The sequence below is a fragment of the Microcoleus sp. K1-B1 genome, from assembly GCF_036704705.1.
Taxonomy (GTDB): Bacteria; Cyanobacteriota; Cyanobacteriia; order Cyanobacteriales; family Microcoleaceae; genus Microcoleus.
Genome location: NZ_JAUBSH010000031.1, coordinates 15,965 through 29,627, shown reverse-complemented (window position 1 = coordinate 29,627; position 13,663 = coordinate 15,965). Strand labels below are relative to the sequence as shown.

Genomic DNA, 13,663 nt, shown 5'->3' with positions numbered 1-13,663 from the left:
GGTTGGCGAGACGCCCAACCCCTACTCCCCAAAATAAAATTCATTCTTTGTGGAACAGGCCGGAAAGCCTGTTCTTAAGAATTGTGTAAGATGTAGATCCAATGCGAATTCTCAGCTTTTATAGTCTTCAACAATCGAGCAATTCACCGCCATTGTACCCGCAGAATCAGTGAATGTGACTTCATCTTTGTAATGCCGTGGTGTTTGCATCAGCAACCGCCAAGCTTCTCCAGCATCTATTAAATTCAGGCGATCGGGATAGTGAGTTTGCAACAACTCTTGCACCATCGGATAATAGTCTGAATTCATGCTGGGGAAAATATGATGTTCTGTGTGGTAAGAAAAATTCAAGTGCAGCAGGTCAAATATTTTAGGAACCCGCACTGACATACTGTTGATCAGCGGGTCATTAATGGCGGTCATCCGGCAACCCATGTGGTTGGTATAGATGTAAAACATTGCGCCTGCATGACCAATTGCGATCGGCAAAAAGTACGCAAGAGCTATTTTGAGCGGATGAAAATTTAGGTAGAACAAAATGCTCGCATGAATTCCTAAAATTCCCAGACATTCAAATGCGATTGTCAATCTATCTTTAGGACTAACTGTAAAGGCAGCCGGTACGTAATCGACAGATTTATCGTTAAATAACAGTACCGAGGTGAGATTGCGGAAATTATGCACTAACCACGAACCGGCCATCCCTACCATTAACCACACCGGATTGACTTCTACCGACGGTACAAACAGATTTTGAATCCATTTTCCCCAAGTATCTGGTTGCTGGTACAGATAGTTGCGATCGGGGTCGGCCAAAGAATTCGTGTTATTATGATGTACCAGGTTGTGCAGATTTTTCCACTGAGTAGGCGGCATAAACAGCATACTTAGTCCCAAAAAGGCGATCGGATAAGTGAGGCGCGACTTTTTCTGAACGCTACCGTGCATCAAATCGTGGGAGCTAAATAGCAAAACTATGATACTATTGCCCATGATGACGGCTAAAGGTAAGTAAAGCCCTAAAAGATAGACAGGCCAGCGATCGAGATTAGCAGCAATTCCCCATCCCAGCAATAAAATAGCCGCGTTGATGAATAGTATTGCTAACTTGCTGGGATCTGGTTCAAAGGCATCTGACGGCAGCAGCGGACGCAATTTTTTCACATATACCGAGTGGTGAAGTAGCGTTTCTTCGCCTAAAGTCGGCGTTGCCGTCTTGTCTAGAGTATTGAGTAATTTTTTGGATTTCATGTTATCGCTAAGAGTATTTTCATTTGAGTTAATAACTTTCTAAATTTAATTAGAGCCACTACCGATTTTAGATTGACCTAAAACAAATGAATCGCGGGATTATTGTCGGCACGGGGAAATTTTATCTGTGTCCACGGTGTCGTTCCGGGAACTTGTGACTAAATTACTTGCGATCAAAGATGCCTAATTGTTGTACAAAGATATTATTTTATTTCCTTAATAAAATTTTGCCAACAACTATTAAAGCCTTATAAAGGCTTACGCATCGATAATACTTTCCCACTTTTCAGTTTGGTTTAATCCTAATAACCAATCCTAAATAACCTATCAGATTAAAAAAGTCCGTTTCCCTGAACAATTTCTTTAATTGTCGTCAGCGTATCTAACCCGATCAATCCCCGACGATAACCTTTTTGGTTGGACATTCCCAAAAATATCGCATCTCCCCGATTTTGATAGCGCCAAAACCGAGGTGAGGCATTGATAAAAGTTGAGGCGCTGTTAACATCCAGAGCAAATTGGCGGCTTTCTAAGTAAGATTCAGTGGCAATGCAGTCAGCGTGGCCACTGCTGTAGCGGTTGATCCAGCCGATCGCAATCTCTAAACTATCGACAACTTTAAACGCGATCGTTTTGTTTAAATACGGTTGAGTCCACTCGTATGGTTCCGCCAGCTTCAACTCTGGGAAATCTGCGACCAGATCCGCATCTGCGCTAATTTGAAAGCCTTTTTCTTTTAAACTGTTCCACAGCCTGACTAAGGAAGAAGGCTTTTGGTTGCGATCGATCAGCACTTTCTCGATCGCGTTAACCGGATCGGGAACGCTTTGATGGCTGTCCAAAATCATCCACCTTGCCATCTCCAAACTACCAGTCGGTGACCAATAAAGGTAACAATTTCCCATTGCCGACCTCAAAACTGGTGCTGTACACAACCTTACCACCTGCTGCACCAAACTTGGCCTGCCGTAGGGAATAATTAAATTGAGATATTGGTCTTGAGTGACCAATTCTCTGATCGAAGCGCCCCGATCCGGCGGCAGTACCTGCAAACATCCCGATGGCAAACCGACCTCATCGATCGCCGAAATCAAAGCTTCTCCAATTACTGTATTAGTTTGCCAGCTTTCGCTGCCGCCTTTAAGAATCAAACTGTTAGCGCTTTTGAGAGACAAACCCGCGGCGATCGCCCCCAACTCGGGAAACGCCTCGTAAATTAGAGCGATCGCCCCCAGTGGTAGCGACTGACAGTAAACCTGACAGCGATCTACCTGATAAGAAGCATTGATCACCCTGCCGATCGGATCTGGCATTTCCCCCAACCGTTCCAGAATTTGCACAGTTGTCTTGATCCGTTCCGGCGTCAGCTTCAGCCACTCCACGATCAACTCCGGAATCGCCATGTCCCGACTTGCTTCTAGATCCAGAGTATTTGCTTCTAAAATGTCATTTTGCCGCCGTTTCAGCGAGCCCGCCATCGCCTGCAAAGCTGCCGCGCGATCGGCACTCTTTGTCGCAGCCAACTCCAAAGAAGCTTGATAAGCGCGACGCGCGACATTTGCGGCATCTGATGAATGGGTGAAATCCTCTATTATCATCTAGCTAACGCCTATAAGCCAGCCATACCATCAGCGCCGGCAGCATTGCTAGCAGCACGGCGACCATTGCCCACAGAATAATATTCGGGCCCGGCGAGTGCAGCGCCAAGGGCAACCAAATCACTAGCGGTACCAATATCATACCCAAAGCCAGTGGCAAATAATGGGCCTTCAAACCCGGATGCGCTCTGTTCCACTGGTTGCCCGTCCACCGCCAAGCCTGCTTGTAAGGATAGTTCGTTGATAGTTGCTCGATCACGTATCCACTTTCGTCCAATACAAATATTTGTTGACAGCGGTTGCAGCCAAAGGCTTCTGTCAACGTTATGGGTACTAGACGACCCCGGCGCCGGCAAGGACAGGGGTACTCATCGTTTAAGTCAATCTTTGGAGCTTTTTGAGATGGCACTAGCGATCGGATAAAAAAAGCGTTTTTGCAAAAATAATCGTTAACATATCCACTTAATCAAACTTGTCAATTCTGCCCTAGCGAGGCTTTCAACTGCCTGTTCCGAGATATCGCCCGATCGGCAATTTTGACTTGCAAGTTCTGGATTCAATCTTACCACTAACTTAAGTATTTTCAACCATCATTAGGACTATACCGAAAACTTTCTTGATATACTTTTCGGTTTCCTTGATTTTTTTATCTTCTAAAGCGGGTGACGCGATTCGAACGCGCGACATTCACCTTGGCAAGGTGACGCTCTACCACTGAGCTACACCCGCATTTCCTGCGGTATTAACAATATTGTCTCAATTCTCTAAATTTGTCAAGTCTTTTTAGTAAGTTTTTTTCACAAACCCAGTAAAACCTCCCCAAACCCAGTCCCCACCTGCAATTTCAGCAGCCAGATCATTAACCAAATCAGTAATTGCCGTGAAAATTGACCGCCATCGGCCGACGGCAAAGCTACAATCAAGCTGGAATTGTGGGAGAACACTGTCATGTCAGATTTAAATCGCGGAATCATGAAGTTCAAGGGAGCTGACAGTCCTATAGCGATCGCCATTTCGGCGATTGTCATTGCCGGCGGAATCGGCTTCTTGATCTGGTGGGCGCTGCAATCAGCCTACACCTTCAGCTAACAGACTGCTCAAACGTAAAACTTATCAGGTCTTGCTCAGAAGGCAGAATTTAAGAAAAATTCTGTCTTTTGCATTTTTTTGCCCTTTATCTTGAATTTCTTGCTCAGGAATGCGGATCGATCGCTGACGATCAAAGAATTGCCATAAATCACCCGATCGGGCTAGTCGCTAGCATGAGCCGAGATGACTCCCCGATCAACTACTTTTGTAGTACACTTGTAAACAAAGCGCGCCAAGAGCGCAATTTTAGATGCAAGTGTTTGCAAGGGTTGTATCTCAACACAAATTTATGGCAAGCTTTCAGGACATCTTCCAATACTACAGTCGCTACTGGAAAATCTCAGTTTACAGCATAGGGGCATCCAGCGTTTTGGCACTAGCCGATTTGCTTGTTCCTTACGCGATCGGTCAAATATTAAACGTATTGTCGAGTCAACCTACAGATACAGTAACGCAAAAACTCATAACAGCGATCGCCTCTGTTACCCAGCACTCACCCAACAAAATATTATCGCTATCCGTCTTGCTGGGCATAATTTTTCTGGTAACAGTCGCCAAAGCACCGGTACAGCCTTGGGTGGGAAATTGGTTTCACTGGGCGATACCATTGAGGGCAAGGCGCGATCAAATGAGAAGTGCGATCGGCAAAATCCTCACCTTACCCCTAGAATTCTACGACGAAAACAACGCCGGACGGATTGCCAGCCGCATCGCCAAAGGCATCGCCAACCATACTTGGACTTACCCAGAAATTGCTGGCGAATTCATCCCCGAAGTCGTCCGCTTAATCGGCATTTTTGCCGTTATCTGCTTAATTGAGTGGCGGATTGGCTTATTAATTTTGGTTTCATTCCTATTTATCCTCAGTTTCACCCTCAAAGGCCTGCAACAGGTGACTGCGCGGGAAGAAAAACTGGATGAATACATCGAAGATACCGAAAGCCGCAACTCGGAAATTATCACCAACATCAAAACAGTCAAAGCTTTTGCGACAGAAAGCGATGAACTCAAAAGGCAAACCACCAGACTTGATCGCGAATTAAAAGTCGTGCTCAACCGCATTCACAAAGGATACGTCACCCTGGGAACATACCAGCAGACGATCGTCCAGTTGTGTTTGTTTTCAGTTCTTGGTTTTAGCCTAGCAGCCACGGTTGCAGGCAAAATTTCCCTCGGATATTTTGTTACCGTCTACACCCTGGCAAGCATGGCATATTCCCAACTACGTCCGATTAGCATTATCGCCGAATTATTGGCGCGGCGTTATTCTTCAATGATCCGGTTCCACGAGTTTATGCAAACGCCAGACGGTGTTGATGCGGTTAATTTAGCAGAAAATGCTCGATCGGCGTCGCCTTATAAATTTACCGGCAAAGTTGAGTTCAGCGGTTTGACCTTCGGGTACGACAGTCAAAAACCGGTTTTGCAGGATGTGAATTTATTGATTCATCCCCGTCAAACTGTAGCATTAGTCGGGCGATCGGGTTCCGGCAAATCGACTTTAGTTAAACTTCTGTTTCGCTACTTTGAACCAAACTCCGGCCGCATTCTGATCGACGGCGAAGACATTTGCAGCTTAGACGTGACTCGCTACCGGCAGCGTTTAGCGATTGTCCACCAAGAAGTAGACGTTTTTAACGGTACTTTGCTGGAAAATCTGACTTACGGAAACCGAAATGCAACTTTCGAGCAAGTTGAGGATGCTTGTCGCATCGCCAAAGTAGACGATTTTGTGCGGCTGTTGCCCCAAGGTTACTATACCGTGGTCGGGGAGAGAGGAATGCGGTTGTCTGGCGGTCAGAGGCAGCGGTTGGGGATTGCGAGGGCGCTGTTGGTGGAGCCGGATGTGCTAATTTTTGATGAGGCTACTTCTAGTTTGGACTATGAAAGCGAGCGATCTATCCAGATAGCCATGCGAAATATCCTCGGTACGCGCACCACCATAATTATTGCCCACAGACTGAGTACAATTCGCGAAGCCGATGCGATCGTCGTACTCGACGGCGGTAGAATCCTCGAAGTTGGCAGCCACGAAGAACTTTTGAGTCAACAAGGTATTTACCGCCGCCTGCACTCCCTGCAAGAAACCGGGGAATTAGTGAATTAGGAATTTCCTCTTAGTCTAGACTTAGGGTGCTCCGGGCGGGCACCCAGCCTAGACTTAGCAATGCACACCTTAAACAGTGTTCAATTTTCCCCTATGCCCCTAACTCACTTATGTGTTCTCAGCTTAATGATTAGAGTTTTAAATATAATGTTGCAAATAAAGATTCTGGTGCTAGGATGTATAACTGTGATGGAAATGGGTCGATGCCCGAGTGGTTAATGGGGGCGGACTGTAAATCCGCTGGCTACGCCTACGCTAGTTCAAATCTAGCTCGGCCCACCTCAATTTAATAAAAAGTTAAAATTTAAGAATTAAAAATTAATTTTTTAATTGGAGGTTCTTAATTTTTTATGCCCGTGTAACTCAGTGGTAGAGTACCTCCTTGGTAAGGAGGAAGTCACGAGTTCAAATCTCGTCACGGGCTTTCTATTCTCTCCTATATCCATCAAGGGCTTCACGTTCATCGCACAGCAAGAAGGTTATTTTTCCGCTGAACTTTCGTGCTGATGGGTTTTCTAATATATCCAAAACGACTTCCATATCTGCCAAGTTGGCCCCGGACTTTTTGCGTATGGTCTTCAACTGGTTGATCAAGTCGGCTGGCTATGGAAATTCTGCGACTCGCCACAAGAAAACTTATTCTTTGTGGAACAGGCATCTTGCCTGTTAAGCGAGAATGGTGAAACATCTCAGTTCCAACTGACATCTTGCACCATTCTCGATAAATCTTTTATGAACAGGCAAGATGCCTGTTCCACAAGAACATTGAATTTTTGTGGAACAGGCATCTTGCCTGTTAAGCGAGAATGGTGTAGCCTCTCAGTTCCAACCGAATTTAGCTATGAGACTGGGGTTTCAACCCCCGGCGGACACGGCCACAAACTCATCACAATATTGTACCCGTATCGAAATCCCCGACTTCTTCGAGAAATCGTGAATCTAATCATCCTCATCCAATCCCAGTGGCACAAAATATTGACTATAAACTACACTATCCGGCTCCCAAAGAGGCCGCCAATAAACATTTTGCATCACCGCTTTCTCCCCATCACCCTCAGCAGGCCACTGAAAACTGACGATCGCAATATTGCTATATCCCACAATCTCATCACCCTCTTGCAGCCAGCGATTGCGCCACAACAGCGATATAAAATTCCACAACCTATGCAGCAGTGACAATTGTTTATTTTTATGCGATCTATCTGACGCAGTTCCCTTTTCTAGCAGCAAAAATACCCGAGCTCTTTGCCGTTTAATCCAGTCAATCCGATAGCCCCAATCAGGCAGAGATTGTCTATTTCTGACAGCAGCCGCCATAGCCTTCTTTCTGCCACCCCTCGAAATCTTCATTAATTCCAGCGGCTCATTCCATCCCAAACATTCGTGCGATCGCTCAGGAAACAGCGACTTAATCTTAGTATGAACTAAATGCGTTGTCCACTCCTCATTGATCAAAGCACTAGCAGTCAACTGCGCCAACACAGAATTTTGACAATTTGACCGATCATTCTCCCCCTTCAAAGGCTCAATATTCGATCGAGAATCGCCAAAATGACAATCAGACCAATAACTCAGTCGCACAGCAGCAGCATAGTGAATATCCCCCGTCAACACAATCACCCGATCGCGCTGCTTAAAAAACTCCGACAACAGCTTTACAAAAGCTAACTCATGAAAATTCCAAGCATCCCCCGCATCACTATTAAAAACCTTCCCCTGTTCCACATCCCACTTTTGCACCGCATCAATAATCGACAAACCCACCAAATTTGTCGGCACAACTACCAGAGTCACCTCAATCTCAAACTCCCCAGTTTTGTTCAGCAAAGCAGTCTCCTTCAAAGGCTGCTGAATTTGCTCCTCAAAACCTTTGTGAGTCAAAAGCATCGGTGGATCGATCGCGCTTTTCACCGGATACCCCCGGCAACTCCGCGTATCCAGCACAATCACCTCGTGCTTAAAACTTCTCACAGTAAAATGCCAATTCAAAACCTCACTTACACCCTCGCCATCCCGATCCAAAATAAAAACATCTTCATCTAATTTCAACTTAGGCAAATGAGTTTTCGGCTCGAGTCTTGGAATTCCCAAATACGAAGCCGCCTCCTCCCAAGCAGAAACATCAGTCCCCGCCGAATCTGACCATTTTTCAGCAGCCTTTAATAATTTATCTCCCGGTTTTTCGCGATCAAACTGTGCAGGCGTATTTCCCCAAGCCTGAAACACAGCGTAAGCCAGCAAAGCATTCTGCACCACGCGGCGGCCCAGCGGCTTCCCCAGCACCCGGTAACACCACTCTCGGTTCAAATAAAAATCGTCGCTAACATCATGGTCGTCGCAAATCATATAACTAGGAATATTTGCTAGCGCCCTCCTCACCCTCCACAAATTGCGAGCAAAACCGTTAAGTTCAACAACTTCTCTATCCCAGACTTTTGCCTGCTTAGAATTTGGACAAATATCCTTACCCTTCGGAAAACTCGTACACCAGAGTACCGGCGACCAAACTAACAAATACATCGCATAATATTCGCCCAAGCTAAACAAGTGACTTTTAGCATTGTTGGGTTTATTCACCAACATCGCCGTAAAGCCGCCAAAATCTCTGGCAATATCGCTGCGAGTCCCCGGCTGTAACTCAATTGGTTTTTTGGACTGATACTCAGCATCAGACGGTTTCTGAATTGGCGACTCTCTAAAAATTTCCCTCTCTTGGCCAAGTGCAGTTTCGTTTTCCGAATTTTTAGGTATACTGATACACAAATTCTTTTTTATTTGGGCATCATCCATCAGGGGTAGACTTTCTTCCCAGCCCAACAGTGTATCGCCAGCGTCAGTCAAGGCCCACAGCATGGCATCGGCAACGTCGTCGCCGTAAATTTGGTCGCCCGTTAAAAACAGTTGGTGGGGCCTGCTATTTGCCGTTCCAGCAAACTGTTCGATCGAATTATCCAAGATTGGCAGCGCATCTCTGCCGTCTCCGTGGGGCTTGCGACAAGAACCGTGAACGATACGCAAATAGTTTAAATCCTGCGGCGGCAGGGCAAAAGTGGGCAACTGGTGAGCGAAATAACTAATCGTCTCCGGCCCCAAAGCCGATAAATCTGGGGCGGCAGGCCAAAGGCAAGAAATGAGATTTTCTGTCTCATTTTCTGGGACTGCACCCGCCGACGGCGACTCGCTACTCCCAGTAAACTTGATGTCATAAGCATAAATTTGCCCAGATGTCAAGAGGTTGCTATTAATTGGTTTAGCAGTCACCGCGACTACGTGCAGGTATTTGCCGAGCTGCACGGTAGAGCTCGCACCTTGGAGCAAGGGCCGATCGACAATTTCGCCGGTGCCGCCCTCAGTCGAATAAACCTTGAGTTCGACTTGGCGGGGTGCTTTCAGAGCCACCCAAACTGTCACGGCCCTACTTTCAGTCCGGCGCAAAATCGGGCCCGCAAGGATAAGCGGCAAGTGATGAATTCGATGACTTAAGGGAGTCCACGACATAGGATTTAAAAAATAAAAATTAAATAAGAGTGTTCTAGCAATCAGATTTTAGGCGATCGAGCATCTGTCACCCGCTTAATTAATGCTAAGTCTGCCAACCCAAGTCTCAAAAATTGTAACAATTCATTAACTAAAATTAATAATCATGCTACAAGAAGAAAAATTACAACATTTCCGAGATTCAGCCCCGCAGTTGCCAGTAATTAAATCATCAGAACCCGCTGTACGCCCCAACAGCCGGCCGCTCTACTCGTCACCTTTAGATCGGGCGATCGACCGCCACCCCCTCACCGTGGCTCCAGAAACCCCGATCGCCCAAGTGTTGGCTCTCATGAACCCGATGCGCGTCTCCTGTCAGCTTTGTGGGGAAAAACAAAACGCTGTTGCTAGCGCAGCCAAGCGCAGTTGCGTCTTAGTCGTCGAAGATAATCGACCGATCGGCATTTTTACAGAACGGGATATCGTCAAGCTAACTACCGTCGCAGCTTGTACAGTCGGACTGACAATTGCTGACGTAATGACTCGATCGCCCATTACCCTCAAACAATCCGAGTCTCAAGATATTTTCACAGCTATGTTCACGTTGCGCCAGCACCAGATCCGGCATTTGCCCGTAGTGGACGACGACTCGCGACTTGTCGGCATCATCACCCGCGAAGCCATTCACGAAGCTCTGCAACCGATTAACTTGCTAACCAATTTGCGCTGTGCAGCAGATGTGATGACGAAAGAAGTCATTTGGGCCCCAACAACTGCCTCAGCCCTCGATTTAGCCCAGCTCATGGTCAAGCATCGAGTTAGTTCCGTCGTCATTGTACAAGACCAAACTCAGCATCCCGATCGGGCGATCGTACCAACACAAAATTACCAAATTCCGATCGGCATTGTCACCGAGCGCGACATCGTGCAGTTTCACGCCCTCGAATTAAACCTCTCGGAAATCCCCGCAGCAAGAGTCATGAGTGCGCCTTTATTTTGCATATCTCCCGCCGATTCCCTCTGGAGTGTCCACCAGTCCATGCAGCGCCACTGCGTCCGCCGTTTGGTAGTAGTTGGCAGCCAGGGAGAACTTTTGGGCGTTGTGTCTCAGACAAGTTTGCCGCAAGTTTTTAACCAATCTGAAATGTATGGGACGATCGAGCTGTTGCAACAAGCCGTGGACGATCGAGCCACCCAATTGCAGAAAGCCAACGAACTTTTGCAGCAAGAAATTTTAGAGCGGCAGCGGGCCCAAGAAGCCCTGCGCCAAGCTCACGACGACTTAAAAAAACAAGTTGAAGAACGCACCGCTCAACTTTTAGAATCCAATGAATTGTTGAGACGGGATATTATCAAGCGCCAGCGAGTCGAAGAAGTGCTGCGGCGAAAGCAAACTTGCTTGAAAAATCAAGCACAGCAATTAGAGCAAACTGTGCGAAAGTTGCAGCAAACTCAAACTCAATTAGTGCAAACCGAAAAAATGTCTTCTTTGGGACAAATGATTGCCGGTATCGCTCACGAAATTAACAATCCTGTTAATTTTATCTACGGCAACCTTTCCCACGCCAGCCACTACATCAAAGAATTGCTCCAACTTTTGGGACTTTATCAGCAGCACTATCCGGAACCAGTCTCGGAAATTCGGGAAGCAGCAGCAGAGATGGAAATCGATTTTTTGGTAGAAGACTTATCTAAGCTCGTGTCTTCTATGCAAGTAGGAACCGAGCGCATCCGCCAAATAGTTGTGTCGATGCGTAATTTTTCCAGATCCGATCAATCTAACACCAAGCTCGTTGACATTCACGAGGGACTCGAAACCACTTTGTTGATTTTGCAGCATCGGCTCAAACCCCACGGCGGACATCCACCTATCCAGATTATTAAAGAATATGGCAATTTGCCCCACATCGAGTGCTGTGCCAGTCAGATCAATCAGGTGTTCATGAATATTATCGGCAATGCTATTGATGCTTTGGATGAAGAAATCCAGAAAGGGGAATGGGCCAAGAGAGATGGGAAAAATTCACTCCCGTCAAATCCTAGTTCTCCATTGACTCTTCCCACTATTACAATTCGCACAGAAGTTGTTGGCGACGATTTTGTGGCGATCCGCATTTCCGACAACGGGCGGGGCATACCGGAGGAGATTCGCCGCCAATTATTTGACCCGTTTTTCACTACCAAGCCAGTCGGCAAGGGCACTGGGTTGGGACTGTCGATTTCTTACCATTTAGTTGTCGAACAGCACGGGGGGCGGCTCAACTGCGTTTCGGAAGCTGGACAGGGTACTGAATTTGCGATCGAGATTCCGATCGTCAGTTGTCATTAGTCAGCAGCCATACGATTTTAGATTTTCGATTTTAGATTTTCGATTGAAGAATTGGAAATCACTGAGGAAGCTCGTGGTTTGGAGCGCGGGCCTACAGTTGCATTCTTTTTTTTAACTGGTATCAGTAGTCATTGGGAAAAAAATAATATTCTCCCAATCTCCAACTCTCCCACTCTCCCGCTCCCCCAATCTCCCCCTCACCCGCCAATTCCTAAAAATTCACAATTTTTTACACAACACTCAAAACCCCAGCAAAATCACCCGCCACAGCCGAAAGCTAACATCACTTTGCCCTCCCCTGACCCAAATGGGCCCAACTCACTATCTCCTTTGCCTCATCCACTAGCGCCTTTGTGCCCGTTCCAGTTACCCGCACAAGCCATCAACTGCCTGCATCCTAGCCCCAAAGCCAAAAGCCCAGATTGTTTGACAAGTTAATTTTTGTTTTATTTTTGTACCTCTTTATATTAAAAAAATATCCTAAAATTAATTAAGAATCTAAAAAAAATCTAAAAATAGATTTTTAAATCCCAAAACCAGTTAAGATTCCCAAAGATGCAAAATAAACAAATTTACTAGCATTTTCATTGAGACGCCCCCTTTCTTTTCATCGCAAGTTAGCTAATAATGCTTTCAACGAGGTGACTAAGGGCCGAGTCCAAAATTGGCGTAACCCAAAGACGGATACAAGCCCCAAACAAAAGTCGTCGAGATCGAAAATTTTAGTTATAGAGAAGCCCCAGATTCATCTGTGGAGTCCATTCTTTAATCTCAAATCTGAAATCTCAAATCGACTGACAGTAAGGGAATTGCAATTGGGCTATTGCAATTGGGCTATTGCAATTGGGCGATCGAAAAAAAGCATGAAAACCCAGCCCTCATCGTTTTGATAGAAACCTATAGGAGAACCAAGAGTGAAACTAGCAGTTTACGGAAAAGGTGGAATTGGTAAATCAACAACAAGCTGCAACATCTCCGTTGCCCTAGCCAAGCGCGGCAAGAAAGTTTTGCAAATCGGTTGCGATCCAAAGCACGACAGCACATTTACCCTCACTGGCTTCTTGATCCCCACAATTATTGACACCCTTCAGCAAAAGGACTATCACTACGAAGACGTTTGGCCCGAAGATGTCATCTACAAAGGCTACGGCGGCGTTGACTGCGTAGAAGCAGGCGGCCCTCCCGCAGGAGCTGGCTGCGGCGGCTATGTAGTCGGTGAAACCGTCAAACTCCTCAAAGAACTCAATGCCTTCGATGAATACGACATCATCCTGTTCGACGTGCTCGGTGACGTAGTGTGCGGCGGTTTTGCAGCCCCCTTGAACTACGCCGATTACTGCATGATTGTTACCGACAACGGGTTCGACGCTTTATTTGCAGCCAACCGCATCGCCGCCTCAGTCCGCGAAAAAGCCCGCACTCACCCGTTGCGGCTCGCCGGTTTAATTGGCAACCGCACCTCAAAGCGCGACTTGATCGACAAGTACATTGACTCTGTACCGATGCCGGTGCTGGAAGTGCTGCCCCTGATTGAAGACATTCGCGTTTCTCGCGTCAAAGGCAAAACATTGTTTGAGATGGCAGAAAGCGATCCTTCCCTCAACTATGTCTGCGATTACTACCTCAACATCGCTGACCAGATTTTGGCAATGCCCGAAGGAGTAGTGCCCAACGACACGCCCGATCGCGAATTATTTGCCTTACTTTCAGATTTTTATCTAAATCCAGTGCAACCGGTGGTCAAGAAGGAGGAAGATGAGCTAGACCTGATGATGGTTTAATAGGTCTAGCGATCAGGATGAGGATAAAGAG

8 protein-coding genes and 3 tRNA genes are annotated in these 13,663 nt (G+C 46.5%); 5 read left to right on the top strand and 6 right to left on the bottom strand.

Going from position 1 to position 13,663, the window contains the following annotated elements:
* Nucleotides 1–111: 111 nt before the first annotated feature.
* The 5 genes from QUA83_RS13845 to QUA83_RS13825 all read right to left on the bottom strand — a co-directional run bounded on the left by QUA83_RS13845 (nt 112) and on the right by QUA83_RS13825 (nt 3,877).
* The gene (locus QUA83_RS13845; protein WP_333293688.1) at nt 112–1,251 is read right to left on the bottom strand and encodes a fatty acid desaturase; all 1,140 of its coding nucleotides are present in this window, start codon (nt 1,249–1,251) and stop codon (nt 112–114) included.
* A 332-nt stretch (nt 1,252–1,583) separates the two neighbouring features.
* The gene (locus QUA83_RS13840; protein ID WP_333293687.1) at nt 1,584–2,849 is read right to left on the bottom strand and encodes a glutamate-5-semialdehyde dehydrogenase; all 1,266 of its coding nucleotides are present in this window, start codon (nt 2,847–2,849) and stop codon (nt 1,584–1,586) included.
* 4 nt (nt 2,850–2,853) lie between these two features.
* Nucleotides 2,854–3,258 (bottom strand): hypothetical protein, encoded by a 405-nt coding sequence (locus tag QUA83_RS13835; RefSeq protein ID WP_039888086.1) that lies wholly within the window; start codon nt 3,256–3,258, stop codon nt 2,854–2,856.
* Between the two features lie 248 nt (nt 3,259–3,506).
* Nucleotides 3,507–3,578 (bottom strand) — tRNA-Gly (locus tag QUA83_RS13830).
* Nucleotides 3,579–3,646: 68 nt separating this feature from the next.
* A complete protein-coding gene (locus tag QUA83_RS13825) occupies nt 3,647–3,877 on the bottom strand; it encodes a hypothetical protein (RefSeq protein ID WP_333293721.1) in 231 nt (76 codons plus the stop codon).
* Between the two features lie 350 nt (nt 3,878–4,227).
* On the opposite strand from QUA83_RS13825, the gene QUA83_RS13820 reads away from it, so the two are divergent.
* The 3 genes from QUA83_RS13820 to QUA83_RS13810 all read left to right on the top strand — a co-directional run bounded on the left by QUA83_RS13820 (nt 4,228) and on the right by QUA83_RS13810 (nt 6,469).
* Nucleotides 4,228–6,045 (top strand): ABC transporter ATP-binding protein, encoded by a 1,818-nt coding sequence (locus QUA83_RS13820; protein ID WP_333293686.1) that lies wholly within the window; start codon nt 4,228–4,230, stop codon nt 6,043–6,045.
* A gap of 197 nt (nt 6,046–6,242) precedes the next feature.
* Nucleotides 6,243–6,324: transfer RNA gene (locus QUA83_RS13815), tRNA-Tyr, on the top strand.
* A gap of 73 nt (nt 6,325–6,397) precedes the next feature.
* Nucleotides 6,398–6,469, top strand: a tRNA-Thr gene (locus QUA83_RS13810).
* Nucleotides 6,470–6,984: 515 nt separating this feature from the next.
* Here the strand turns inward: QUA83_RS13810 and QUA83_RS13805 are convergent.
* Nucleotides 6,985–9,507 (bottom strand): PhoD-like phosphatase, encoded by a 2,523-nt coding sequence (locus QUA83_RS13805; protein WP_333293685.1) that lies wholly within the window; start codon nt 9,505–9,507, stop codon nt 6,985–6,987.
* A 181-nt stretch (nt 9,508–9,688) separates the two neighbouring features.
* On the opposite strand from QUA83_RS13805, the gene QUA83_RS13800 reads away from it, so the two are divergent.
* Both QUA83_RS13800 and bchL read left to right on the top strand, forming a co-directional pair.
* Nucleotides 9,689–11,851: a CBS domain-containing protein gene (locus QUA83_RS13800; protein ID WP_333293684.1), complete on the top strand. Its 2,163-nt coding sequence runs from the start codon at nt 9,689–9,691 to the stop codon at nt 11,849–11,851.
* Nucleotides 11,852–12,765: 914 nt separating this feature from the next.
* Entirely contained in the window at nt 12,766–13,632 is an 867-nt protein-coding gene (gene bchL / locus QUA83_RS13795) for a ferredoxin:protochlorophyllide reductase (ATP-dependent) iron-sulfur ATP-binding protein (protein ID WP_006634709.1), read from the top strand.
* The last annotated feature ends 31 nt before the right edge of the window (nt 13,633–13,663 follow it).